The sequence below is a fragment of the Streptacidiphilus cavernicola genome (assembly GCF_042510955.1).
In the GTDB taxonomy this organism is placed as follows: Bacteria; Actinomycetota; Actinomycetes; order Streptomycetales; family Streptomycetaceae; genus Streptacidiphilus; species Streptacidiphilus cavernicola.
Map to the genome: position 1 here is coordinate 21,854 of NZ_JBHFAB010000040.1, position 26,356 is coordinate 48,209.

The 26,356-nt window shown below is 73.3% G+C and carries 13 protein-coding genes; 5 read left to right on the plus strand and 8 right to left on the minus strand.

Going from position 1 to position 26,356, the window contains the following annotated elements; all coding sequences use genetic code 11:
* Position 1: 1 nt before the first annotated feature.
* The gene (dpgA, locus tag ACEZDE_RS32955; RefSeq protein WP_380544596.1) at positions 2–1,096 is read right to left on the minus strand and encodes a 3,5-dihydroxyphenylacetyl-CoA synthase DpgA; all 1,095 of its coding nucleotides are present in this window, start codon (positions 1,094–1,096) and stop codon (positions 2–4) included.
* A 323-nt stretch (positions 1,097–1,419) separates the two neighbouring features.
* On the opposite strand from dpgA, the gene ACEZDE_RS32960 reads away from it, so the two are divergent.
* A complete protein-coding gene (locus ACEZDE_RS32960; protein ID WP_380544599.1) occupies positions 1,420–2,658 on the plus strand; it encodes a helix-turn-helix domain-containing protein in 1,239 nt (412 codons plus the stop codon).
* Positions 2,659–2,746: 88 nt separating this feature from the next.
* Here the strand turns inward: ACEZDE_RS32960 and ACEZDE_RS32965 are convergent, their stop codons facing one another.
* The 3 genes from ACEZDE_RS32965 to ACEZDE_RS32975 all read right to left on the minus strand — a co-directional run bounded on the left by ACEZDE_RS32965 (position 2,747) and on the right by ACEZDE_RS32975 (position 3,741).
* Entirely contained in the window at positions 2,747–2,902 is a 156-nt protein-coding gene (locus ACEZDE_RS32965; RefSeq protein WP_380544602.1) for a hypothetical protein, read from the minus strand.
* Positions 2,903–3,057: 155 nt separating this feature from the next.
* On the minus strand, positions 3,058–3,213 hold the full coding sequence (locus tag ACEZDE_RS32970) for a hypothetical protein (protein ID WP_380544605.1): 156 nt from the start codon (positions 3,211–3,213) through the stop codon (positions 3,058–3,060).
* A 225-nt stretch (positions 3,214–3,438) separates the two neighbouring features.
* Positions 3,439–3,741 (minus strand): hypothetical protein, encoded by a 303-nt coding sequence (locus tag ACEZDE_RS32975; protein ID WP_380544608.1) that lies wholly within the window; start codon positions 3,739–3,741, stop codon positions 3,439–3,441.
* A gap of 147 nt (positions 3,742–3,888) precedes the next feature.
* Here ACEZDE_RS32975 and ACEZDE_RS32980 point away from each other — a divergent pair, with 147 nt between their 5' ends.
* Positions 3,889–4,881 carry a LuxR C-terminal-related transcriptional regulator gene (locus ACEZDE_RS32980; protein ID WP_380544611.1) on the plus strand — a complete coding sequence of 331 codons (993 nt, stop codon included), beginning with the start codon at positions 3,889–3,891 and terminating at the stop codon, positions 4,879–4,881.
* Between the two features lie 277 nt (positions 4,882–5,158).
* On the opposite strand, the gene vioD is transcribed toward ACEZDE_RS32980, so the two are convergent.
* The 4 genes from vioD to dltA all read right to left on the minus strand — a co-directional run bounded on the left by vioD (position 5,159) and on the right by dltA (position 23,657).
* Positions 5,159–6,346: a capreomycidine synthase gene (vioD, locus tag ACEZDE_RS32985; RefSeq protein ID WP_380544614.1), complete on the minus strand. Its 1,188-nt coding sequence runs from the start codon at positions 6,344–6,346 to the stop codon at positions 5,159–5,161.
* A 23-nt stretch (positions 6,347–6,369) separates the two neighbouring features.
* Positions 6,370–7,521 carry a guanitoxin biosynthesis L-enduracididine beta-hydroxylase GntD gene (gene gntD / locus ACEZDE_RS32990; protein WP_380544617.1) on the minus strand — a complete coding sequence of 384 codons (1,152 nt, stop codon included), beginning with the start codon at positions 7,519–7,521 and terminating at the stop codon, positions 6,370–6,372.
* Positions 7,522–7,710: 189 nt separating this feature from the next.
* Entirely contained in the window at positions 7,711–14,931 is a 7,221-nt protein-coding gene (locus ACEZDE_RS32995) for an amino acid adenylation domain-containing protein (RefSeq protein WP_380544620.1), read from the minus strand.
* Positions 14,932–14,963: 32 nt separating this feature from the next.
* Positions 14,964–23,657 carry a non-ribosomal peptide synthetase gene (gene dltA, locus ACEZDE_RS33000; RefSeq protein WP_380544623.1) on the minus strand — a complete coding sequence of 2,898 codons (8,694 nt, stop codon included), beginning with the start codon at positions 23,655–23,657 and terminating at the stop codon, positions 14,964–14,966.
* A 322-nt stretch (positions 23,658–23,979) separates the two neighbouring features.
* Between dltA and ACEZDE_RS33005 the strand changes: the two genes are divergently transcribed.
* From ACEZDE_RS33005 to ACEZDE_RS33015, 3 genes are all read left to right on the plus strand, one after another.
* A complete protein-coding gene (locus tag ACEZDE_RS33005) occupies positions 23,980–24,186 on the plus strand; it encodes an MbtH family protein (RefSeq protein ID WP_380544626.1) in 207 nt (68 codons plus the stop codon).
* Positions 24,187–24,200: 14 nt separating this feature from the next.
* Positions 24,201–25,010: a 2OG-Fe(II)-dependent halogenase WelO5 family protein gene (locus tag ACEZDE_RS33010; protein ID WP_380544629.1), complete on the plus strand. Its 810-nt coding sequence runs from the start codon at positions 24,201–24,203 to the stop codon at positions 25,008–25,010.
* A gap of 163 nt (positions 25,011–25,173) precedes the next feature.
* On the plus strand, positions 25,174–25,998 hold the full coding sequence (locus tag ACEZDE_RS33015; protein WP_380544632.1) for a hypothetical protein: 825 nt from the start codon (positions 25,174–25,176) through the stop codon (positions 25,996–25,998).
* Positions 25,999–26,356 lie beyond the last annotated feature (358 nt).

Consider the following 26,356-nt stretch of genomic DNA (forward strand, 5'->3'; position numbering starts at 1 on the left):
TTCACCAGCGGACCAGTGCGTTCTCGATGGTGGAGCCGGGGCCCATGGTCATCAGCACCACGTACTCGCCCGGTCGCACCGCCTGCTCGGCGCGCAGCCGGTCCAGGGAGAACAGGAACGAGCCGCTGGAGAGGTTGCCGTAGTCGCGCAGCACCGAGGTGGTGTGCCGCACGTCGTGGGCGGTCAGGCCGAGGTTGACCTTGACCGCGTCGATGACCTTCTTGCCGCCGGAGTGGACGATCCAGTGCGCGATGTCGGTGCGGCGCAGTCCGGTGTCGCGCAGCAGGGTTGCGATCGCCTCCTCGGCGTGCGCGCCCACCACGTAGGGGACGTCGCGGTCCAGGAAGAAGCTGTACTTGCCGTGGTCCTCGTCCCAGTCGAAGCGCATGGCCTGGAGCGCCTCGGGGATGATCCGGCTGGTGAACTTCAGCACCTGCGGGGCCTTGGGTGCCACCGTGCCTGCGGCCATGACCGCGACGGCTGCTGCGCCGTCGCCGAACAGGCCGTTGACCACGGCGGTGCGCATGGTCCCGTCGAAGACGTAGGCGGCCGAGCAGCACTCGACGCAGACCATCACCGCCAGCTTGCCGGGGTTGCGCGAGGCCCAGGCGGCGGTGGGGTTCAGGCCGTTCAGGCCGGCGTTGCAGCCCATGCCGACCACGTCGAGGCGGCTGCAGGTGACCGGGATGCCCAGCTCCTTGATCAGCAGGGCGCTGAAGCCGGGGGTCAGCAGTCCGGTCGAGGTGACGCAGACCAGGTAGCCCAGGTCCTGCACGTCCGCGCCGATCTGCGCCAGGCACCGGCGCAGCGCCTGGGCGCCCAGCTCGATCCCGGTCTCGCGGTGCTTGCGCAGCAGCTCGCCCTGGGTCTCGGCGGCGGGCACGCCGTGCGGGCCGATCGGCGGCAGGGTCAGGTGGCGCTTGTCGATGTGGCTGTTGCGGAAGACCGAGACCACGGTGGGGTCGGTGATGCGGTAGCTGCGCAGGATGTCCTCCTGCGTGTAGCTGGTGGCGGGGTTCGCCGTGCCCACCGCGAGCAGGCGGGGCAGGGCTGTTCGCTGGGCGGGGAGGGGGGAGGGTCTGGTGTCGGTAAGCATGCTCAACCTCGGCGGTGGTCGGTGCCGGGCCCGGGGGCCCCGGCGGTGCCATCACGCTAACCAGTGATGACAAATCTTGGCAAGCACTCTGGCATTTTCTGTCATGTGATGGTGGGTTGCGGGTCGCCCTGCTTGACGCGCCGTGCCACGAGGGACGATGCTCGTGTCATCTGCACTGACGCGAACTGGCACGGAGGACGTCGGACGGACGGGGCTCGCGCTAGGGCCACTCACCCTCGTCGAGGGTGCTGGCCGCGGCCCTGACGGACCGGACGGAAGTTCTCACGGCTACTCCTGCGTCTTGACTCGGGGCTGGTGGAGCGATGAAGTACGTGGAACAGCCGGCCTTTGGCCAGTTGGTCGGCCAGTTGCGGCGCGACCGGGGCCTGTCCCAGGCCCAGTTGTCCGGGCAGGGCGTCTCCTCCAGCTACGTCTCCCGGCTGGAGTCGGGGCTGCGCGCCCCGACCCCGCAGGCGGTCAAGTACTTCGCCGAGAGGTTCGGGGTGCCCGAGGACACCTTCCGGGCCCGCTCGCCGCAGCTGGCGGCCGAGCGGATCGCCGAGGGCCTCACCGCCCTGGAGGACGGCCGGCCCGACGCCGCGGTGGCCGCGCTGACCGAGGCCAGGGACGAGGCCCAGGACCAACTGGCCCCGGAGACCCGCTGGCTGATGCTGTGGAACCTGGCCCGCGCCTACGAGCTCCAGGGCCTGCACCCCGAGCGCCGCCAGGCCGCGGGCCAGCTGCTGGCCGTCGGGGACGAGCTGGGCTCGCCGACCCTGCGGATGAAGGCGCTGACCGAACTAGCAGTCTGCGCGCGGCTGGTCGGCGAGGTCGACCAGTCCGTGGCCGTGGCAGGACAGGCGCTCGCGCTCGGCGAGGAGCACATGGAGGTCCCTCGGGCGGACATCGCCCGCGCGCTGCTCGCCCTGGTCGCCGCCGAGGCCGAGGCCGGCCGGCTCCTGGACGCCGCGCAGCATGCCGAGCTGGCCCAGCAGATCCCGCCACAGGAGCTTGGGACGCTGCGGGTCCAGGTCCTGTGGAGCGCCGCGACCGTCGCCGTCCGCCAGGGCGCCGTCGACCAGGGCCTGGCCCTGCTGCACCAGGCGCTCGCCGTCGCGGACCACCGCGACATCCTGACCTGGGGCCGGCTGCGCACCGCGGCCGTCTCGCTGCACCTGCGGTCCGGCCAGGAGGTCACCGGCCAGGTCCTGACCTGGTTCCACGAGGCCGAGGGAGTCGTGGGCCGCTACGGCACCGCCGGCCACCAGGCAGAGCTCAAGGCCCTGGCCGCCCGCATCGCCTTCCACCAGGGCGACCGCGACCGCGCCGCCCTGCTCGCCGGTCAGGTCCTGGACGATCCGACCGGACTGTCGCTGCAGGACCGGATGAGCGTGGAGATCCTGTTCCAGCAGGTCGCCCTCAGCCTGGGCCAGGGCGACACGGCCGTCGCGGCGCTGCGGGCGATCGCCGAGCGGCTCCAGGCCTCCGGCAACCTGGACCTGGCCGCCGAGGCCTGGAAGGCCCTGGCCGAGGCCGCGCTCGTGCGCATCCGTGAGGAGTGAGGCCTCGTCGAGGGGCTCCACGTTCTGGTTCATCTCTGCCTTCCGGGTCAGTCGGTTACGGGTCCGTGCCGTGCGGGGTGCCAGGGGCTCAGCCGCCCCAGGTCACGTCCTGCGGGGCGGCGCTGGTAGCAGGGGCGGTGGCGGTGGGGGCGGGCGAGGAGTCGGCGCGGACCACCGGGGCCGCGTGCGCCGAACCACCCGTGACGACGACTCCGGCCGCAACACCGCCGAGAGCGATAACCACAGAAGCAGCGATTTTTGCGACACGGGTAGCCGGCATCGGATTTCTCCTTAACGAGGATCTGGATTCTCTGCGATTCGGGGCCTGCGCCCGGGGCCTGCTCGGCCGATATTCCTTCACATAACTTTTCTTGCGGTGGATCGGTGGTTCGGTCGGGCTCAGCCGCCCCAGGTCACGTCCTGCGGAGCAGCACTGGAGTCGGCGTTGGTGCTGGTCGGGGTAGTCGCGGAGTCGGCGCGGACCACCTGGGCCGCGTGCGCCGAACCACCCGTGACGACGACTGCGGCCGTAACACCGCTGAGGGCGATAATCACGGAAGCGGCGATTTTTGCGACACGGGTGGCCATCATCGGATTTCTCCTGGTCTGCTTGATTCGACGGATCGGGGTTTTCCCCGGGCCCTGGCGGGCCTTTTTCACTTCCGTTCTTTTTCGGCTCTCGTTCCTGCCGATGGCTCTACTTTGACCGACCCCCGCGGCGGAGGGAACGGCCTTCGGCTGGACGGAACATGCACTGGCATAAGCCGTCCACGCGGGCCGTCAGTCCGCGTCCCACCAGGGGCCGGGGGTGAGCACCGCGCCTATGGCAAGGACGCTGAAGCCGGACAGGGCGGGGCTGGCCCCAAGGGCCCGGCCGGCCAGCTCGGTGGCTGCCTTCTCCGCCTCGGCCAGACCGGAAGCGGCCATGAACAGCCCGAGCACCGGGCCGCCCTCGGCGTCGGCGTGGACCGAGACGTGTTCGAGCCCGTCCACCGGGCCCGCGGTCCCGGAGACCAGGGCAGCGGTGTCGGCCGGCAGTGAGGCACCGTCAGGAGCGCGCAGTCGCACATGGATGAGGTACATGCACCCATCCTCCGAGCCGTTTATATGCGGCTACAACCGCCCAAGCTGGACGGTTTGTGCAATAGCACAAACCGTCCAGCTGCGCGGTACCCGTCAAGTCCCTAGAATCAGCGCGCCGAATATGACGATGCGACAGGGGGAGCAGGCGTGTTGGAGGTGCTAGGGCTCGACGCGGAGGCGGAGAGGATCTACCGGGCGATGCTCGGCCACCCGCAGGAGGGTGTCGCCCAGCTCGCGTCCCGTCTGGAGATCTCCGAGGAGCAGTGCACCCGCGGCCTGGACCGGCTCAGCGAACTGTCGATCATAAGACCCTCGCTCCAGGAGGGCGCCGGGTTCCGCCCGGTCAGCCCGGAGATGGCGATGGAGCTGCTGCTCGCCCGCCAGCAGGCCGACCTGGCGGCCCAGCAGATGCGGGTCGAGGCCTCCCGCGCCGCCGCGGCGCAGCTGATCGCCGAGTGCTCGGCGCTGCGGCCCCCGCCGGCCCAGGCCGGCTACGAGCAGCTGATCGGGCCCGAGGCGATCCGCGAGCGGCTGGCCGAACTGGCCAGGGACGCCCGCGAGGAGTTCGCCACCTTCGCGCCCGGCGGCGCCCACACCGCCGCGGACCTGGAGGCCAGCCGGGCCCCCAACGCGGCGCTGCTGGACCGCGGGGTCCGGATGCGCACGGTCTACCTGGACAGCGTCCGCAACCACCAGCCGACCCTGGACCACGTCACCTGGCTGGGCGCGCGCGGCGGGCAGGTGCGGACCGTGCCGGTGCTGCCGATCCGCATGATCATCGCCGACCGGTGCCAGGCGATCCTGCCCATCGACACCGCCGACGCGCGGGCCGGGGCGGTGATCCTGCGCGGCGCCGGCACGGTGGCCGCGCTGGTGGCGCTGTTCGAGAGCATCTGGGCGGTGGCGGTCCCGCTGGGCGCAGCAGCCCCCAGCGAGGACGGGATGCCGCCGCAGGAGCGGGCGGTGCTGGTGCTGCTCGCGCAGGGCTTCACCGACGAGGCCATCGCCAAGCGGATGGGCGTCTCGCCGCGGACCGCACGGCGGATCGCGGCCGAGCTGATGGAACGGCTGCAGGCACGCAGCCGCTTCGAGGCCGGGGTCCACGCGGTCCAGGACGGCTGGCTGCCCACCACCCGCTGAACCCCCGCAGGCGCAGGCGCAGGCGCGCGGAGGCACGCCGCCGGCCCGCAGGGGCACCACGCGAACGCATAGGTGCACGGCCCCCGCGGACTCGGCCGGGCACAGACGCGGAGGCACGGGCGCGGAGCCACGGGGGCGCACACCGCTGACCCGCGCGGGCGCCGCCCGAACGCACAGCCCCCGCGGACGCGGCCGGGCGCGCAGGCCGAGGCGCGGAAGGCCGTGCCCGGGGCCGGGGGTTCCGGGGTGGCCGGGCACGGCCTTGGTGCGGGGTGTTTCAGCGGGCCGGGAGGGGGGCCAGGAGTTCGGCGGCGGCGGTGGACACCGCCTCGAGTCCGGCCTGCAGGTCGTCGGTCGGGCCGCCGAAGCCCAGCCGGACCCGGTCCGGGTGGCCGAAGCACAGGCCCGGGACCAGCAGCACCCCGTGCTCGTCCAGCAGCTTGTCGCACAGGGCGATGGTGTCCACCCCGCGCGGCAGCGCCGGGAAGGCGCTGACCCCGCCGTGCGGCATCGGCAGCGAGACCAGGTCCGGGTGCTCGGCCGCCCAGGCGCTGAGCAGCAGCCGGTTGAACCTGGCCTGTTCGCGCAGCGGGCCCACCACCGTCTCGACCCGCTCCATCACCCGGGTGGCCAGCAGCTCGTTCAGCGGCGAGGTGCTGATGGTGACGTAGTCGCGCAGCTTGACCATGGTGGCCAGCACGTCGGGCGGGGCGATGCACCAGCCGATCCGCAGTCCGGGCAGCCCGAACGCCTTGGACATGGTGCCGAAGGAGACGCACCGCTCCATGAGCGCGGCCGGGTCCGGCAGCGGGGCGGCGTCGTAGACCAGCTCGCCGAACGCCGCGTCCCAGAACAGGTAGCAGCCGGCCTTCTCGACCAGTTCCAGCAGCCGGTGGTAGCCCTGGGGGTCCAGCATCGCCCCGGTGGGGTTGTGCGGGAAGTTGACCACCACCGCCCTGGTCCTGGGGTTGATCAGGGCGGCCAGCCGGTCAAGGTCGGGGGCGAAGCCCTCGGCGGGCGACAGCTCCCAGATCCGCAGGGTCGCGCCCAGCGCCGCGGCCACCGAGGACAGCGACTGGTAGACCGGGCTGAGGACGACGACCTCGTCGCCGGGCCGCACGATCGCGGACAGGGCCAGGAAGATGCCCTCGGTCGAGCCGTGGGTGACCATCACCCGCTCGGACCTGGTCGGGGCGTAGCGGGCGGCGATGGCGGCCCGCAGCGGTTCGCAGCCCAGGGTGGGGCTGTCGCGGAACGGCAGGCCGTCCAGCTCCCCCACGCTCACCCCCAGCATGGAGCGCAGCTGGCCCAGCGAGTAGTTCTGCATCCCCGAGCTGGAGATGTCGATCCTGGCGTCGAAGTAGCGGCTGCGGAACCAGTCCTCAAGGAGGGCCGGCTCGATGTCACCCAGCGCCTGGGAGGCTGCCCGGTGCAGGTCCGCGGGCCGGGTGGAGTCGGAAGTCATGGAATCTCCAAGGGAGTTGAGGGTCAGCCGATCACGCGGGTGGTGGTGCTGGAACGACCGGGGCGGGTGCGGCGCAGGTCGGCGACGATGTTGATCCGCTTGAGCCAGCGGTCGGTGCCGTCGTAGCGGGGGCGGAAGGGGCGGCGGCCGTGGACCACGTTGCGGTTGTCGATGAAGCCGACGTCGCCCGGCGCCAGCGGGAAGTCGTAGAGGCTGGCGCTGAGGTGGTCCTTGAGCCAGGCCAGTGCCGCAGCCGCCTCCTGGTCCCCCTCGGCGGCCGAGACGAAGTCGCCGTCGATGCGCAGCACCGGCGCCTGGCGGTGGCCCTCGATCAGCGGGATCTGGGGTGGCTTGCGGCGCACGCGTTCCAGGCGCTCGAACGCGTCGGTGCGCCCCGACCGGTCGTGGTCGGTGTTCAGGGCGGCGTCGTGGGAGGTGTCGGGCATGATCTGGAACCGCGGCTGGCGCAGCACCTGCTCCACGGCGGCGGGCAGGGCCCGCAGGTCCAGGTGGCCGATGGTGGTGGCGGTCAGCTCCGGGCTGCGCAGGCAGAACAGGCCCACGTAGTCGGCCCGGCAGGGGGAGAACGCGTCCTCGGTGTGCCAGCCCAGCTCGGTCCTGCTGCTGGAGCTGACCAGGCTGTCCTCCATGCCGGGCGCGGGCACCACGTCGGTGACGATCCGTCCGTCCTGCTGGGTGGCCCAGGAGACCACGTCGCCCAGCAGCGCCCCGTAGAGCATGATCAGGAAGGCGTGGGCGCGCGAGGCCTGGGTGTCGGCGAACTGCCAGCCGGCCGGGGTGGCGCCCAGCTCCTGGCCGTCGACCGGGTTGCCGGAGATGACCAGGCCGTGCTTGCGGTCATCGAGTCTGGCGGTGTTGACCGCCATCCGCAGCCCGCGCGGCAGGTCGGCGGCCAGCACCCGGACCTCGGTCAGGAAGCGGGGGCTGTCGACCCTGCCGTACTCGGCCAGGCAGCGGGCGGCCAGCCGGCGCGCCTGCTCGGCCTCGGCCGGGCTGAGGTGGTAGCGGTGCACCCGGCCCGTGTCCGTGCCCGCGCCCGGGGCGGGGGCGGCGGGGGCGGGGGTCGCGGCGGCGGTCAGCTCGTCGGTGGTCACCAGCGGCGGCAGGTCGGCTTCGTGGACCGGGGCGGGGGCGTACAGGGTCTGGGCGGACACGGGGACTCCTTGGGGTGGTGGGGCGAGCGGGGTCTGAGCGGACACGGGGCTTCCTGGGGTGCGCGGAGGAGGGACAGGCGGGGTGGGTGTGCGTGGGGCGCCTCGGGCGCGGGCGGGGTGCCGGCGGGACGGGGTGCGGGCGGGGTGCGGGCGGGGTGCGGGCGGGGGCGGGGTGCGGGTGGGGTGGGTTCAGGCGGTGAGGGTCAGGTGGGGGTGGGGGGTGGTGGTGCGGGGGGCGGCGAGGCGGTCGGCGATCCGGGGGCCGACCTGGTCCAGGGCCTGGGGGCTGGTCATGTCGGCGTGGGTGGCGTCGACCACGTGGTGGTCGAATCCGGCCACGTGGCGCCGCCACAGCCCGGCCGCCTGATCGGTGGTCAGGCCCTCGCGGCCGGCCTGGAAGAACAGCACCTCGCCGTCGAAGGGCTGCGGGGTGAAGGCCCGCATCAGCCGGACGTTGTTGACGGTGACCGCCATCAGTGCCTGGACGGTGCGCTGGTCCAGGCCGGACAGGATGCTGCCGCGTTCCCGCAGCAGCTGCAGCACCCGGGCCGGGTCGACCGGCACCCCGGTCCCGGTCCCGGTGTCGGTGGTGCCTTCCAGGACGTCGATGCCGTCGAAGGCCAGTTGCAGGACCGAGCGTTCGTCCATGACCTGGTGCTCGCCGTTGGAGCCGCCGGGGTAGGAGTCCAGCAGTGCGAGCAGGTCGACCTGTTCGCCCGCGGTGCGCAGCAGCACGGCGATGGTGTGCGCCACCGCGCCGCCGAAGGACCAGCCGGCCAGGCGGTAGGGGCCGTGCGGCTGGATCCGGCGGATCTCGCGCAGGTAGTCCGCGGCGATCTCCTCGACGCTGTCCGGGAGTTGGACCGTGCGGGCCAGTCCGCGGGACTGGAAGGCGTAGAGCGGGGTGTCCGGGTCCAGGTGGCGGGTCAGGCCGGCGTAGCACCAGCCCATGCCGCCGCCGGGGTGGATGCAGAACAGGGGGGCCTGGTCGCCGTCGGGCCGCAGCGGCAGCACGGTCTCGAAGGTGCCGTCCTGCTGGTCCAGTTGGTCCTCTGCCGCTGCCCCGGCTGCTGTCCCGGGCCTGCCGTGGGTGTCCTGGCCGATGGCCGCGGCCAGGGCGGCCACCGTGGGCGCCGCGAACAGGTCGGCGAGCGCGAAGTCGGCGTGCACGGCCCGGCGGATCCGGTTGACCAGCCGGGTGGCCAGCAGCGAGTGCCCGCCCAGGGCGAAGAAGTCGTCGTCGACGGAGACTTCGGCCAGGCCCAGCACGTCCGCGAACAGGCCGCAGAGCAGTTCCTCGCGTGCGGTGCGCGGGGCCCGTCCGGCCGGGGCGCCGGCGGCTACGGGGGCGGGCAGTGCGGTGCGGTCCAGTTTGCCGTTGGGGGTCTGCGGCAGGGCGTCCAGCAGCACGAACGCGGAGGGGACCATGTAGTCCGGCAGCCGGGCGGCCAGGCGTGTGCGCAGTGCGGCCAGGTCCGGGCTCCGGCCGGGTGCGGGGACCAGGTAGGCGGTCAGCCGCCGGTCGCCGGGGCGGTCCTCGCGGACCACCGCCGCGACCTGGACCAGGTCCGGGTCGGCGGCAAGGGCCTGGTCGACCTCGCCCAGTTCGATCCGGAAGCCGCGGACCTTGACCTGCCCGTCGGCCCGGCCCACGAACTCCAGGACCCCGTTGCCGGTCCAGCGCACGATGTCGCCGCTCTGGTACATCCGGGCGCCGGGCTCGTCGGTGAACGGGTCGGCGGTGAAGCGGGCGGCGGTCAGCGCGGGCAGGCCCAGGTAGCCGCGGGCCAGGCCGGGTCCGCCGATGTAGAGCTCGCCGGGCACCCCGGCCGGGACCGGCTGCAGGCGGGGGTCAAGGACGTACAGGCGGGTGTTGTCCATGGCCTGGCCGATCGGCACCGAGCGGCCCAGCCGGTGCGGGGCCCGCATCGGGTGCCAGGAGCAGACCACCGAGGTCTCGGTGGGTCCGTAGGTCGCCACCACCTGGGTGTCGGGGCAGCTGTCGATGGCCCGTTGGACGGCGCTGACCGGGACGTTGTCGCCGCCGGTCCACACCTGGCGCAGCCGGCCCAGCGCGGCCGGCTCCTCCTCGGCCATCAGGGTGAACAGCACCGGGGTGAACAGTGCCGAGGTGACCTGGTGCTCGGTGATCACCTGGGCGTACTGGCGGGTGTCCAGGGATCCGGGCGGGGCGACCACGATCTGGCCGCCGTTCAGCAGCGGGACCCACAGTTCGTAGCTGGAGGCGTCGAAGGCGTGCGGGGCGTGCATCAGGACCCGCTGCTGGGCGCCGTCCTGCCAGCAGGCGTCCGCGCCCAGGTCGGCGATGTTGCGGTGGGTGACCGCCACGCCCTTGGGGGTGCCGGTGGAGCCGGAGGTGTAGATGACGTAGGCCAGGTGGTCCGGGCTGATCGCGATGTCCGGGTTGTGGGTCGGCTCGGTGCGCAGGGAGGGGTCGGCCAGGTCCAGCACGGTGGTGCCGCGGGCGCGTTCTTGGTGCACCAGGTCGTGGTCGCGGGTGGTGGCGTCCACGACCAGGACCCGGGCCCCGGTGCCCTCCAGCACGAAACGCATCCGTTCGAGCGGGTAGCCGGCGGGCAGGGGGACGTAGGCGCCGCCGGCCTTGATGACGCCCAGGGTGGCGGCGACCAGGTCGGCCGAGCGCTCCAGCAGGGTGGCGACGGCCCGGTCGGGGCCAACGCCGAGGCGGGAGAGCCGGTGCGCGAGCTGGTTGGCCCGCGCGTTGAGCTGCGCGTACGTCAGGTGCTCGGTCGCGGAGGTGACCGCGGGGGCGTCGGGGGCGGTGGCGGCGTGGGCCTGGACCAGGTGGGCCAGGTTGTGTCGGGGCACGGGGCGTGGGGGGCCGTTCCAGGTGCGCAGCAGGTCGGTGCGCTCCGGTGCGGTGAGCAGGTCCAGGCGGCTGAGCGGCTGCCCGGGGTCGGTGGTGGCCGCGGCCAGCAGCCGGGTCAGCCGGTCGGCCAGGGCCTGGACGGTGGGCTGGTCGAACAGGTCGGTCGCGTAGACCACCGCGCCGCTGAGGCCGGCCGGTGCGCCGTCGGGGGTGAACGTCTCGGTGAGGTTGACCTGGAGGTCGAACTGGCAGACCGCGACCGCGGGGTTCTGGTCGCTCACCGTCAGGCCGGCCATGGTGAAGTCGGCGGCGGCGTTGTTCTGCAGTACCAGGGTGGTCTGGAACAGGGGGTGGCGGGCGCGGCTGCGGGTGGGGTTGAGGGCTTCGACGATGCGGTCGAAGGGGAGGTCCTGGTTCGCGTAGGCGGCCAGGTCAGTGTTGCGGACCCGGTCCAGGAGCTCGGTGAAGGTGGGGTCGCCGGAGGTGTCGGTCCGCAGGACCAGGGTGTTGACGAAGAACCCGACCAGGTCGTCCAGTGCTTCGTCGGTGCGCCCGGCCACCACCGAGCCCAGTGGGATGTCGGTGCCTGCGCCCAGCCGGGTGTAGAGGGCGGCGAGGGCGGCTTGCAGGACCATGAACAAGGTGACCTGGTGCTCGCGGGCCAACGCCAGCAGGCGGGTGTGCAGGTGCGGGTCGAGTTCCAGGGCGGCCAGTGCTCCGGCGTGGCTGGGGGTGGGCGGGCGCGGCCGGTCGGCCGGCAGTTCCAGCTCGTCCGGCAGCCCGGCCAGGGCCTGTTGCCAGTAGCCGCTCTGCGCGGCGGCAAGGCTGCCGGGGTCCTCGGGGTCACCCAGCAGGGCGCGCTGCCACAGGGCGTAGTCGGCGTACTGCACCGGCAGCGGCTCCCACCGGGGGGCCTGCCCGGCCAGGCGGGCCGCGTACGCGGTGGCCAGGTCGCGGCCCAGCGGGCCCATCGACCAGCCGTCGGCGGCGATGTGGTGCACCAGCAGCAGCAGGACGTGCTCCTGCGGCCCGAGGACGAACAGCTGCGCCTTGACCGGCAGTTCGTCGGCGAGTTCGAAGGCGTACCCGGCGGCCTGGGCCAGGTCCTGGTCGAGCTGCTGCTCGGTGGTCGGGTGGAGCGTCAGCGTGATCCCGGCCTGCGGCAGCACGACCTGGTGCGGCTCCCCGTCGCCCTCGCGCAGGACGGTGCGCAGCACCTCGTGGCGCCCGCTCAGGTCGCCCAGGGCCGCGGCCAGGGCGCCCTGGTCCAGGGGGCCGGTCAGCCGGAGCACCATCGGCAGGTTGTACAGGGCGCTGGCGCCCTCCAGGCGGTGCATGAACCACAGGCGCTGCTGGGCGAAGGACAGCGGGGTGTGCTCCGGGCGGGGTCCGGCCACCAGGGCGGGGCGGCTGTCGTCCACCCCCAGGCGCCCGGTCAGGGCGGCGACGGTGCGGGCCTCGAACAGGGTGCGGATGCTCAGTTCGGCGCCGAGCGCGGCGCGGATCCGGCTGGCCAGCCGGGTGGCCAGCAGCGAGTGCCCGCCCAGGTCGAAGAAGTCGTCGTCGATGGAGACCTCGGGCACCGCGAGCACGTCGGCGAACAGTGCGGTCAGCACCCGCTCGCGCTCGGTGCGCGGCGGCCGTCCGGCCGGGGCGGCGGTGGCCGCGGGGGCGGGCAGCGCCCGGCGGTCCAGTTTGCCGTTGGCGGTCAGCGGCAGGGCGTCCAGCAGCACGAACGCGGAGGGGACCATGTACTCGGGCAGCACGGCGGCGGCCTGGGCCCGCAGCTCGGCCAGGTCCAGCACGGCGCCGGGGGCCGGGACCAGGTAGCCGACCAGGCGCTTGTCGCCGGGCCGGTCCTCGCGGGCCAGGACCGCGGCCTGGGCCACACCGGGGACGCGCGAGAGGACCAGCTCGATCTCGCCCGGCTCGATCCGGAAGCCGCGCAGCTTGACCTGCCCGTCCGCGCGGGCGACGAAGTCCAGCAGCCCGCCCGCGGTCCAGCGGGCCAGGTCGCCGGTGCGGTACATCCGCCCGCCCGCGGCGGGGTCGAAGGGGTCGGCGGTGAAGCGGGCGGCGGTCAGGCCGGGCCGGTTCTCGTAGCCGCGGGCCAGGCCGAGGCCGGCCAGGTACAGCTCGCCGGTGACCCCGGGCGGGACCGGGCGCAGCCGGGCATCGAGGACGTAGGCGCGCATGCCGTCCATGGGGCGGCCCATCGGGACGGTGGCGCCGACCCGGTGCGGGGCCCGCAGCAGGTGCTGGGTGGCGAACAGGGTGGTCTCGGTGGGCCCGTAGGTGGGGCGCACCCAAGTGTGCGGGCAGTGGTCCAGGACCCGTTGGACCGCGCCGGGCGGGATGACGTCGCCGCCGGTCAGGACCTCGCGCAGGTCCGCGAAGGTTTCCGGGGCCTCCTCGGCGACCACCCGGAACAGGCCGGCCGTCAGCAGCACGCTGGTCAGCTGTTCGGCCCGGATCAGGGCGGCGATCGCGGCGGCGTCCAGGGTGCCGGGCGGGGCGACCACCACGGTGCCGCCGGTCAGCAGCGGCACCCACAGCTCGTAGACCGAGGCGTCGAAGGCGACCGGGGCGTGCAGCAGGATCCGCTCGGGCGGGCGCTGCCAGCAGCGGTCGGCGGCGAACGCGGCCAGGTCGCGGTGGGTGATGCCGATGCCCTTGGGGGTCCCGGTGGAACCCGAGGTGTACATCAGGTAGGCGAGCTGGTCCGGGTGCGGGGCGGTGGCGGGCAGCGGGGCGACCGGGGCTCCGTGCGCCTGGGCCGCATCCAGGGTCAGGTGGGCGGTGTGCTGCGGGAGTTGCTCCAGGACCGGGTGCCGGTCCATCGGCTCGTCGGTGAGCAGCAGGGCCGCACCGGTGTCGGCGAGCACGGCGGCCATCCGGGCGACCGGGGCACGCTGGTCGATCGGGAGGTAGGTGCCGCCGGCCTTGAGGATCGCCAGCAGCGAGACGACCAGGTCCAGGGAACGTTCCTGCAGCACCGCGACCCGGGTCTCGGCGCCCACCCCCAGCGCCCGCAGCCGGCCGGCCAGGCGGTCCGAGGCCGCGTCCAGGTCGCGGTAGCTCAGGGTGCGGCCCGCGAAGGAGACCGCGACCGCCTCGGGCTCCCGCAGCGCCTGGGCCCGGAACAGTTCGGGGACCGAGGTCTGCGGCGGTTCCGCGTCCGGTCCCTGCCACAGGGTCAGCACCTGGTGCTGCTCCTGCGGGTCGAGCAGGTCGGCGGCGCTGATCGGGGCGTGGGGGGTGGCGGCGGCGAAGCGCAGCACCGCGGCCAGGCGGTCGGCGTAGCCCTGGGCGGTGCCCTGGTCGAACAGGTCGGTGCTGTACTCGATCCACCCGGTGATCCCTTGGGGCGCGCCGTCGGCGGTGTAGTCCTCGTTCAGGGTGATGGCGAGGTCGAACTGGGAGATCCCGGCGCGGATCTCCTGGGCGGCGACCTCCAGCCCGGCCAGGGCGAAGCCTTCGGCGGCGTTGTTCTGCAGCGCGACCATGGTCTGGAACAGCGGGTGGCGCGCCAGCGAGCGGCTGGGGTTCAGCGCCTCCACGATCCGGTCAAAGGGCAGGTCCTGCTGGTCGTAGCTGGCCAGGGCGGTGTCCTTGACCCGCTCCAGCAGCTGGGCGAAGCTGGGGTCCCCGGAGGTGTCGGTGCGCAGCACCAGGGTGTTGACGAAGAACCCGACCATGTCGTCCAGCGCCTCGTCGGTGCGCCCGGCCACCACCGAGCCCAGCGGGATGTCGGTGCCTGCGCCCAGGCGGGTGTAGAGCGTGGCGACGGCGGCCTGAACCGCCATGGTGAGCGTCGCGCCGAGGCCCTGAGCGGTGGTCAGCAGCCGGGCGTGGGTGTCCGCGTCGACCGCGAGCCGGACGATTCTGCCCTGGTGGCTGGGCACCGCGGGCCTGGGTCTGTCGGCGGGCAGCTCCAGTTCCTGCGGCAGCCCGGCCAGGGCGGTGCGCCAGTGGTCCAGCTGGCGTTCGGCCACGCTGCCGGGGTCCCCGGGGTCCCCCAGCAGGTCGCGCTGCCACAGCGCGTAGTCGGCGTACTGGATCGGCAGGTCCTGCCACTGCGGGGCCGTACCGCCCAGCCGGGCGCCGTAGGCGGTGGCCAGGTCGCGGGCCAGCGGGCCCAGCGACCAGCCGTCGGCGGCGATGTGGTGCACCACCAGCAGCAGCACCTGCTCCTGCGCGGAGAGCTGGAAGACCCAGCAGCGGATCGGCGCCTCGGTGGACAGGTCGAAGGCGTAGCGGGCGGCCTGGGTCAGGTCCTCCAGCAGCCGCTCCTCGGGCACCTTGCCGACCAGGGTCAGCCGGGGGCGCACGTCGGGCAGGATCACCTGGACCGGCTCCTCGCCCTCCTCGTCCTGCCGGTAGACCGTGCGCAGCACCTCGTGCCGGGCGGCGACGTCGGCCAGGGCGTCGGCCAGCGCGTGCCAGTCGAAGGGCCCGGTCAGGCGCAGCGCCAGCGGCAGGTTGTAGGTGGGGCTGGGGCCCTCCATCTGGTGCAGGAACCACAGCCGCTGCTGGGCGTACGAGAGGGGCAGTGTCATCGGAACGGGTCTCCTCGGCGGGGTCGGGCGGTTCAGGCCCGGACGCGGGGGCGCAGGGCGGGGCGGGCGGGCACCGGTCGGGCACCGGTGGTGGGTGGGGCGGTGCTGATCCGCTGTGCCAGTGCGGCCACGGTCGGGGCTTCGAACAGGGCGCTGACGGCAAGGTCGGTGCCGAGCTGGGTGCGGATGCGGTTGGCCAGGCGGGTGGCCAGCAGGGAGTGGCCGCCCAGGTGGAAGAAGTTGTCGTCGATGCCGACCTGCTGGTCCGGGTCCAGCCCCAGCAGGTCCGCGAACAGGGCGCACAGGGTCTTCTCGCGGTCATCGCGCGGGGCGCGCCGCTCGGTGGCCGCCGTGTACTGGGGTGCGGGCAGGGCCTGGCGGTTGACCTTGCCGTTGGGGGTCAGCGGCAGGGCCTCCAGGGCGAGCAGGGCGTGCGGGACCATGTAGTCGGGCAGGGTCCGGGCCAGGCGTGCGCGGACATCGTCGGGGGTGCCGGTGGTGCCCGGTTCGACGGTGTAGTAGCCGACCAGGCGCTTGTCCCCGGGGCGGTCCTCGCGCACCAGGACGACGGCGTGGGCGACTTCGGGGTCGGCGGCCAGCGCCGCCTCGACCTCGCCGACCTCGATCCGGAAGCCGCGGATCTTGACCTGCCCGTCCACCCGGCCCACGAAGTCCACCTCGCCGTCCGCCGTCCACCGCACCACATCCCCGGTGCGGTACATCCGCGCACCGGGCCGGTCGGTGAAGGGGTCGGCGACGAAGCGGCCGGCGGTCAGGTCGGGGCGGCCGATATAGCCGCGGCCAAGGCCGGATCCGGCGATGTAGAGCTCGCCGGGCACCCCGACCGGGACCGGCTGCAGGTGGGGGTCAAGGACGTACAGGCGGGTGTTGTCCATCGGTGCGCCGATCGGCACCCCGGTGGCGTCGGCGGCGACCTCGCGGACCCGGCGCACGGTGGCGAAGGTGGTGCACTCGGTGGGCCCGTACAGGTGCACCAGCTGGCAGCCCGGTCCGGAGGCGGAGGCGGGGGTGGTGCCGGTGTCGGGTCCGGTGGGTGTGGTGGGTGTGGGGGTGGTGGCGGGTCCGGTGGCGGCGGCTGCTGCGGTGAGCATGGCGCGCATGGCGCGGGGTGAGCAGGCCTCGCCGCCGGTCCACACCTGCCGCATGCCGGCCAGGACCTGGGGGATCTCGTCGGCCAGGACGTTGAACAGGGCGGTGGTGAAGAACCCGGTGCTGACCTGGTGCTCGGTGATGATCCTGGCGTAGTCCCGGGTGTCCAGCTTCCCCGGCGGCGCCAGCACGATCGCGGCGCCGTTCAGCAGCGGCACCCACACCTCGTAGGTGGAGGCGTCGAAGGCGTGGGTGGAGTGCAGCAGCAGCCGGTCATCGGCTGTGCCGGCGAACCAGTGGTCCGCGGCGAAGGAGACCACGGCGCGGTGGCTGATGGCGACGCCCTTGGGGGTGCCGGTGGAGCCGGAGGTGTAGATGACGTAGGCCAGTTGCTCCGGGTGCGCGGGCAGGTCCGGGTCGCAGGAGGGCTGGTCGGCCAGGCCGGCCTCGCCGTCGACCACCAGCAGGGCTGCTCCCGCGGTGCGGGCGGCGGCGGTGACCGGGTGCTCGGCGTGGGTGGGGTCCACCAGCAGCACCGCGGCGCCGGTCCCCTGCATCACCAGGCCCATCCGCTCCACCGGATACCCGGCCGGCAACGGCACGTACACACCACCGGCCTTGACCACCGCCAACGTGGCGACCACCACGTCCACCGACCGCTCCAACAGCATCGCCACCGCGGTCTCGTGTCCCACACCCGCCGCGATCAGCCGGTGCGCCAGACGGTTCACCCGCTGGTTCAGCTCCTGGTAGGTCAGGGTGAAGCCGTCGCCGACCACGGCCGGGGCGTGCGGGGTCTGTGCTACTTGGGTCTGGAAGGCCCGGACGAGGTCCTGGTCGGGGAAGGGGGTGGCGGTGTCGTTCCAGGCGTCCAGCAGCAGGGCCCGTTCCGGGGCGGCCAGGACCTGGGCGCTGCTGAGGGGGGCGGCGGGGTCGGCGGCCAGGCTGTCCAGGAACCGGATCAGGCGCTGGGCGAGGTGTTCGACGGTGGCGTGGTCGTAGAGGTCGCCGGCGTACTCGACCTTGAGTTCGATGCCGTCGGGGGCGCCCTGGACCGGGGGGCGTTCCTTGACGAAGAACGTCAGGTCGAACTTGGCCGAGCGGAACCGGGTCGGTTCGGTGTGCGCCGTCAGGCCCGGGATCTCGATGCTGGCCTCGGCGGTGTCCTCGTAGGTCAGCGCGATCTGGAACAGGGGGTGGCGGGCGCGGCTGCGGGTGGGGTTCAGGGCCTCGACGATGCGGTCGAAGGGGAGGTCCTGGTTCGCGTAGGCGGCCAGGTCGGTGGCCCGGACCCGGTCCAGCAGCTCGGCGAAGCTGGGGTCACCGGAGGTGTCGGTCCGCAGCACCAGGGTGTTGACGAAGAACCCGACCAGGTCCTCCAGCGCCTCGTCGGTGCGCCCGGCCACCACCGAGCCCAGCGGGATGTCGGTGCCGGCGCCCAGCCGGGTCAGCAGGGCGGCGAGTCCTGCTTGCAGGACCATGAACAAGGTGACCTGGTGCTCGCGGGCCAACGCCAGCAGCCGGGTGTGCAGGTCGGGGTCGAAGGCGGTGTGGATCGCGCTGCCGGTGTGGGTGGCCACCGCGGGCCGGGGCCGGTCGCGCGGGACGTCGAGCTCCTGCGGCAGGTCGGCCAACACCTGCTGCCAGTGGGCCAGTTGGCGTTCGGCCAGGCTGCCCGGCTCCTCGGCCTGGCCGAGCAGGGCGCGCTGCCACAGGGCGTAGTCGGCGTACTGCACCGGCAGCGGCTCCCACCGGGGGGTGTGGCCGGTGAGTCGGGCGGTGTAGGCGGTGGCCAGGTCGCGGCCCAGCGGGCCCATCGACCAGCCGTCGGCGGCGATGTGGTGCACCACCAGCAGCAGCGTGCTCTGCTGCGCACCGGTGCGGAACAGCCAGGCGCGCAGCGGCAGGTCCACTGCCAGGTCGAAGCAGGACCGGGCGGCGGTGTCCACCAGCCCCTCCAGCTCCTCCCCCGCCGCCACGTCGCGGACCGTCAGCGTGGGGTGGGTGTGTCCGGCGGGCAGGACGGTCTGTAGCGGCTCCCCGTGCACCGGCCGGAACACCGTGCGCAGGGTCTCGTGCCGGTCAGCCAGGTCGCCCAGGGCCGCGGCCAGTGCCGTGGTGTCGACCTGGCCCTGAAGGGTGAGGACCATCGGGATGTTGTAGGTGTCACTGGGGCCCTCCAGGCAGGTCAGGAACCACAGCCGCTGCTGGGCGGAGGACAGCGGCAGGACCGCGGGCCGGGTGCCCGCGGTCAGGGCCGGGCGGGTGGCGCCGTCCTCCAGCAGGGTGGACAGCCCGGCAACGGTCGGGGACTCGAACAGGGCGCTCAGGGCCACCTCCAGGCCAAGGGCGGCCCGGATCCGGTTGACCAGCCGGGTCGCCAGCAGGGAGTGGCCGCCCAGGTCGAAGAAGTTGTCGTCGACGCCGACCGCGGGCAGTCCCAGGACGTCGGCGAACAGCGTGCACAGGATCTCCTCGCGCAGGGTGCGCGGCGCGCGCCCGCAGCCGCTGGCGGCGGGGTAGTCGGGGACCGGCAGGGCCCTGCGGTCGACCTTGCCGTTGGGGCTGAGCGGGAAGGCGTCCAGCAGCACCAGGGCGTCGGGGACCATGTAGGGCGGCAGGAGGGCCAGCAGCCGGGCCCGCAGCCGGGCCGGGTCCGGTGCCGGGCCGGGGGCCGGGACCAGGTAGCCGACCAGGCGCTTGTCGCCGGGCCGGTCCTCGCGGACCAGGACCTTGACCTGGGCGACCTGCTCCTGCTGGGCCAGTGCGCCCTCGACCTCGCCCAGTTCGATCCGGAAGCCGCGGATCTTGACCTGCTCGTCCGCCCGGCCCACGAACTCCAGTTCGCCTTCGGTCGTCCAGCGGACCACGTCGCCGGTGCGGTACATCCGCGCCCCGGGGTAGAGGGCGTAGGGGTCGGCGACGAAGCGCTCGGCGGTCAGGTCCGGGCGGTTGACGTAGCCGCGGGCAAGGCCCCCGCCGCCCAGGTAGAGCTCTCCCGGCACGCCCGGCGGGACCGGGCCCAGCTGCCCGTCCAGGACGTAGGCGCGGGTGTTCCACAGCGGGCGGCCGATCGGCGCGGCCAGCGCCTGGGCGCGTCCGCCCGCGGCGCCGAGGATCGCGGTGGTGGAGGTGCAGGAGACCTCGGTCAGCCCGTAGACGTGGATCAGGCGGGTGGGCTGGTCCTGCCACACCGCCAGCCGCTCGGGCAGGATCCGCTCGCCGCCGGTGGCCACGAACCGGAACCCGGCAGGCAGGGTCCGGCCGGTGGTGTGCAGGGCGTGGGCCCACTCGTGCCAGTAGGCGGTGGTCAGCTCCAGGCCGGTGATCCGGTGCTCGGCCACGTAGTCGGCCAGGTCCACCCCGCTGCTCAGGACCGGTTCACTCGGCACGACCACGGTCGCGCCGGCCGCCAGGGCCGGCAGCAGCTCCTCCAGCAGGACGTCGAAGCCGACCGAGGCGACCTGCAGGATCCGGTCCGCCGGGCCCAGGCCGAAGGCCTGGACCATGGTGAGCGTGTAGTTCAGCAGCGGCCCGTGGGCGAACATCACACCCTTGGGACGCCCGGTGGACCCGGAGGTGTAGAACGCGCAGGCCAGGCTCTGCGCACTCAGCACCGGCAGCGGCCCGGGCACCCCGGGGCCCCAGGGCCGGTCCAGGCACAGCACCACGGGACCGGCCCGGCCGGTCAGGGCAGCGGCCTGGGTGTCGGCGACCTGAGTGGTGGTCAGGGCACCGGTCTGGGCGGTGGTCTGAGTGGCGGTCAGAGTGTTGGTCTGGGCGGCAACCTGAGTGCCAGTCAGGGCACCGCCGGTCTGGGTGTCGGTCTGGGTGGTGGTCTGGGCGGTCTGGGCGCCGGTCTGGGTGGTGGTCAGGGCGGCGGCCAGGGGCGGGTGGGCGTCCAGGGCGGTCTGCTGGGTGAGCACCGCGGTCGGGGCGGCGTCGGCCAGGACCGCGGCCAGTCGGGCCTGGGGCAGTTTCGGGTCCACCGGCAGGAACCCGGCGCCGGCCTTGAGGACGGCGGTGACCGCGACCACCAGGTCCGCGCAGGCGGGCATGGCCAGCAGCACCATGTCGCCGGGGGCCACTCCCCTGGTCCGCAGCACGGCGGCGAGACGGTCGGCCCTGGTGTCCAGGTCGTGGTAGGTGAGCTGGACCGGGCCGCATTCCACGGCCAGGGCGTGGGGGGTGCGGGCGGCCTGTTCGGCCAGCAGGGCGGGCACGGTGGTGGCCGGCAGGATCCGGGCGGTGTCGTTCCAGGCGTCCAGGACCTGCGCCCGCTCCTGGGGGCAGAGCAGTGCGGCGGCGGCGATGGGCAGGTCGGGCCGGTCGGCGAACTGGTCCAGCAGCCGGACCAGCCGCTGGGCCAGGGTCTGGGCGCTGGAGCGGTCGAACAGTTCGGTGGCGTACTCGAGTTGCAGCCGCAGGCCCTGGGGGCTGCCGTCCGGCAGCCGGCGCTCCAGGACGTTGAAGCACAGGTCGAACTGGGCCGCCAGGCTGGGCACCTCGGCGGAGGCGACCGTGGCGCGCGGACCGAGGGTGAAGTCGGCGGCGGCGTTGTTCTGCAGGATGACCGCGGTCTGGAACAGGGGGTGGCGGGCGCGGCTGCGGGTGGGGTTCAGGGCCTCGACGATGCGGTCGAAGGGGAGGTCCTGGTTCGCGTAGGCGGCCAGGTCGGTGGCCCGGACCCGGTCCAGGAGCTCGGCGAAGCTGGGGTCGCCGGAGGTGTCGGTCCGCAGGACCAGGGTGTTGACGAAGAACCCGACCAGGTCGTCCAGTGCTTCGTCGGTGCGCCCGGCCACCACCGAGCCCAGTGGGATGTCGGTGCCGGCGCCCAGGCGGGTGTAGAGGGCGGCGAGGGCGGCTTGCAGGACCATGAACAAGGTGACCTGGTGCTCGCGGGCCAGGGCCAGCAGGCGGGTGTGCAGGTCGGGGTCCAGGGCCAGTTCCACCACGGCGCCGGCGTAGCTCGCCTCGGCGGGGCGGGGGCGGTCGCGCGGGATGTCGAGCTCCTGCGGCAGCCCGGCCAGCGCCTGCTGCCAGTAGCCGCTCTGCACGGCGGCAAGGCTGCCCGGGTCCTCGGCCTGGCCGAGCAGGGTGCGCTGCCACAGGGCGTAGTCGGCGTACTGCACCGGCAGCGGCTCCCACCGGGGGGCCTGCCCGGCCAGCCGGGCCGCGTACGCGGTCCCCAGGTCGCGGCCCAGCGGGCCCATCGACCAGCCGTCGGCGGCGATGTGGTGCACCACCAGCAGCAGCGTGCTGGTGCTCGCACCGGTGCGGAACAGCCAGGCGCGCAGCGGCAGGTCCGCCGCCAGGTCGAAGCAGGACCGGGCAGCGGTGTCCACCAGCCCCTCCACCGCCTCCCCCGCTGCCACGTCACGGACCGTCAGCGGGATCCGGGCGCTGGGCAGGACCATCTGCTGGGGTCCGGTATCGCCGTCCCGGTAGAGGGTGCGCAGGCTCTCGTGCCGCAGCGCGAGGTCGTCGAGCGCGGCCGACAGGGCGTCCTCCTCCAGGGTCCCGGCCACCTGCAGCACCAGCGGGACGTTGTAGGCGGCGTGGGGGCCCTGCATCCGGTGCAGGAACCACAGGCGGCTCTGGGCATGGGACAGCGGCAGGACCGGGGGGCGGGTCTGCGGTGCCAGGCGGGGACGGGCCACACCCTGGCTGCGGGCGACCAGTTCGGCCATGGCCGCGGCGGTCGGGGCCCCGAACAGGTCCCGTACCGCAAGGTCGGCGCCGAGCCGGGCACGGATCCGGTTGGCCAGCCGGGTCGCGGACAGCGAGTGCCCGCCCAGGGCGAAGAAGTCGTCCTGGGGTCCGACGTCGGCCAGGCCCAACACCTCGCCGACCAGGTCGCACAGGATCTGCTCCTCGGGGGTCCGCGCCGCGCCCCCGGCCCCGGTCCGGTACTGGGGTGCGGGCAGGGCCTGGCGGTTGACCTTGCCGTTGGGGGTCAGCGGCAGGGCGTCCAGGGCGAGCAGGGCGTGCGGGACCATGTAGTCGGGCAGGGTCCGGGCCAGGCGTGCGCGGACATCGTCGGGGGTGCCGGTGGTGCCGGGTTCGATGGTGTAGTAGCCGACCAGGCGCTTGTCTCCGGGGCGGTCCTCGCGCACCAGGACGACGGCGTGGGCGACTTCGGGGTCGGCGGCCAGGGCCGCCTCGACCTCGCCGACCTCGATCCGGAAGCCGCGGATCTTGACCTGCCCGTCCACCCGGCCCACGAAGTCCACCTCGCCGTCCGCGGTCCACCGCACCACATCCCCGGTGCGGTACATCCGCGCACCGGGCTGTTCGGCGGTGGCGAACGGGTCGGCGACGAAGCGCTCGGCGCTGAGCTGGGGGCGGCCGATATAGCCGCGGCCAAGGCCCGACCCGGCGATGTAGAGCTCGCCGGGCACCCCGACCGGGACCGGCTGCAGCTGGTCGTCCAGGACGTACAGGCGGGTGTTGTCCATCGGTGCGCCGATCGGCACCCCGGTAGCATCGGCGGCCACCTCGCGCACCCGGCGGGCCGTGGCGTAGACGGTGCACTCGGTGGGCCCGTACAGGTGCACCAACTGGAAGCCCGACCCGGCAACCGGGGCGGCGAGGGCCGCGGCGGCGGGGGTGGCGGCGGCGGTGGCCGAACCGGCAGCGGTGTCGGGGGTGGTGCCGGATCCGGCGGGGACGGTGGTGGCGGTGGTGCCGGGTCTGGCGGCGGCGGCTGCGGTGAGCATGGCGCGCATGGCGCGGGGTGAGCAGGCCTCGCCGCCGGTCCACACCTGCCGCATGCCGGCCAGGACCTGGGGGATCTCGTCGGCCAGGACGTTGAACAGGGCGGTGGTGAAGAACCCGGTGCTGACCTGGTGCTCGGTGATGATCCTGGCGTAGTCCCGGGTGTCCAGCTTCCCCGGCGGCGCCAGCACGATCGCGGCACCGTTCAGCAACGGCACCCACACCTCATAGGTCGAGGCGTCGAACGCATGGGTCGAGTGCAGCAGCAACCGGTCCTTCGCCATGCCGGCGAACCAGCGGTCCGCGGCGTACGAGACCACCGCGCGGTGGCCGATCGCCACGCCCTTGGGCACCCCGGTCGAGCCGGAGGTGTAGATGACGTAGGCCAACTGGTCCGGATGCCACGGCAGGTCCGGGTCGTGTGCGGGCTGGTCGGCCAGGCCGGCCTCGCCGTCGACCACCAGCAGGGCTGCTCCCGCGGTGCGGGCGGCGGCGGTGACCGGGTGGTCGGCGTGGGTGGGGTCCACCAGCAGCACCGCGGCGCCGGTCCCCTGCATCACCAGGCCCATCCGCTCCACCGGATACCCGGCCGGCAGCGGCACGTACACACCGCCGGCCTTGACCACCGCCAACGTGGCAACCACCACGTCCACCGACCGCTCCAGCAGCATCGCCACCGCAGTCTCGTGTCCCACACCCGCCGCGATCAGCCGGTGCGCCAGACGGTTCACCCGCCCGTTCAACTCCCGGTACGTCAAAGCGAAACCGTCGCCGACCACCGCCGGGGCGTGCGGGCACTGCGCCACCCGGGCCTGGAAGGCCCGGGCGAGGTCCTGGTCGGGAATCGGCGCCGCGGTGTCGTTCCAACGGTGCATCGGGTGGTCCTGACGCTCGGGCATCCTGGTCGCTCCATAGAGTGGACGGCTAACGGTTCGCGGTGGCATCACCGTAGCGACCCACCCACACAACCGTCCATAGTTTTGTCATCACAACCTCAATTTCGATGACAACTCTGTCATGACCTGGCATCAGGAAGCATGTCAAACAGCAGAGATGCCCTTACTGGGCGGAGTTTTCGGTCCGGAGGGCTCTGTCAGGCCTGATCCTGGTTGTGTCATGGCTGTAGACAAGTTCTGTCATCGTCGGTTAGCTTGTGGACGCTGCGGAGGCCGGTCGTCGGCCCCGCGGGACCCCACATACGGCTGCAACCGGAGGACGAACGTGACGAACCCCTTCGAGGACGACTCTGCGCAGTACCAGGTCCTGGTCAACGGCGAGGGCCAGCACTCGCTGTGGCCCTCCTTCCTGGACGTGCCCGCCGGCTGGACCGTGGCCCACGCCCACGCCGCGCGCCAGGAATGCCTGGCCTACATCGAGCAGCACTGGACCGACCTGCGTCCGCTCAGCCTGATCGCCGCGATGAGCTGACAGGAGAGACAGACGTGACGACCCCCACGATCAGCGCCCCACCGGTCCCGGTCCTGTTCGACTGCGAGACCGCCGACCGGCTGACGGCCGACCAGCTGACCCGCCTGGCCCAGGGCTCCCTGGGCTCGCTGCGGATCCGGAACTTCTTCAGCGCCGAGCAGTGCACCGAGATCATGCGGTCCCTGCAGACCTGCCCGATGGGCAGCTACGACGAGCAGCTGGTCCAGCCCCGCATCGCCAAACTCGGGCCGGCCGCCTACGACTTCTACGGCCAGGGCCGCCTGCGCGAGGAGTACTGGGACCACGCCGCCCAGTCCGCCCGCACCCGCTCCACCCTGCTGCACGGCGCCGACCCGCTGACCGCCGCCCTGGACACCATCCGCGACGCCTGGGGCGAGGCCGTCCTACCCGCCAGCTCCGGCGGCAAGGAGATGTTCGCCGGAATGATCCGCGAGATCAACCACGGCGCCCGGATGCACTTCGACGAAGTCGTCCGCGAGTTCACCGGCATCCTGGACCAGCAGCCCATCGCCCAACTCGCCTTCAACTGCCACCTGTCCACCCCCGCCGGCGGCGGCGAGGCCGTGGCCTACCGCAGACGCTGGAGCCCCCACGACGAGGACCACCGCCAGGGCTACGGCTACGACCCCGCCCTGGTCGCCCACGAACCCCGCGTCTCGGTACGAGCCGCACTGGGCGACGCCGTCCTGTTCGACCCCCGCAACTACCACCTGGTCCGCCCCGTCCACGGCGGCGGCCGCCGCGTCACCCTGTCCTTCTTCATCGCCGTCACCGCCCGCGGACCCATCTTCGCCTGGTCCTAACCCCCCACACCCCCGAACCCGGCCCCGACCCCCAGTCCCGACCCGGGCCCGGCCCAGGACACACCCCGGCCCCGCACCCCGACCCCGGTCCCGACCTCAGGCCCCAACCCCCGGTCCCGACCCGGGCCCCGGGCCCGGGACGCACCCGAAAGCAGGCCCCGCCGTGCAGCACCACCTCTACCTGTCCGACACCTACCTCGACGAGACCACCACCACCCCCCTCGCCACAGGCCAGGCAGAAGACGGCCGCCCCTGGGTGGCGCTGACCGACAACATCTTCCACCCCCAAGGCGGCGGACAACCCAACGACACCGGCACCCTGAACGGCCACCCGGTCCGCATCCGCCGCCACGCAGACCTCGTCCTCCTCGAACCCCACGACACCCACCACCAACCCCACACCGACGGGCAGCCGGACACCAGCGCACGCTGCAACACCAACGGGCAGCACGACACCGACCACCCGCTGGCCACCGGGTGGTCGGACACCAACGACCCGCTGGGCAGCGGCGGGCGGCCGGAAACCGGCGACGCGCGGCAGAGCGGCAACGGCCGGTGGGCCGGGTTCCCGACCCAGGGACCGATGATCGCCCGGATCGACCTGGAGACACGCAAACTGCACGCCGCCCTGCACACCGCCGGCCACCTCCTGGACGCCTACCTGGGCCGGCACGGCTTCCAACACACCGGCAACAGCCACTTCCCCGGCCAGGCCCGCGTCGACTACAACATCGGCGACCACACCGTGGACCGCGCAGCACTGACCGAACAACTGCACACCCACTTCACCCACACCATCGCCGCCGCACTGAAAGTAACCACCCAGACCCACCACGGCCTGCGCCAAGTCACCATCGAAGACCTGGACACCCAAAACTGCGCAGGAACCCACGTCACCAACCTGTCCGCACTACGCGACGTCTCCATCCGCGCCATCAAAGTCAAAGCAGGACTGATGAAGGTCGGCTACACCGCCGCCCACATCTAAACCCCACCACCCACCCCAACGCCCGAACCCGACCTGCGAACCCCACACCCGAACCCCACCCCCTGAGCCCCACGCCCGAACCACACCCCCAAGCACCGCACCCGAGCCCACGCCACCGAACCCACAGCAAAGCCCACGCCCGAGCCCCCGCCCCTGAGCCCCGCACCCGTCCCAGCGACCGGGCGCACCCCCACCAGCCAGCACCCGCCCCCGAGCCGCACCGGCTCCCGCCCCGCCCCCACACACCGCACCGCACCGCACCGGCCCCGATCCCCTCCCGCAGACCCCCGCACCCCGCACCCCGCACCCCGCACCCGGCAACCCCCGTAGGCCGCGGACCCTCCGCAGAACGAGAGGC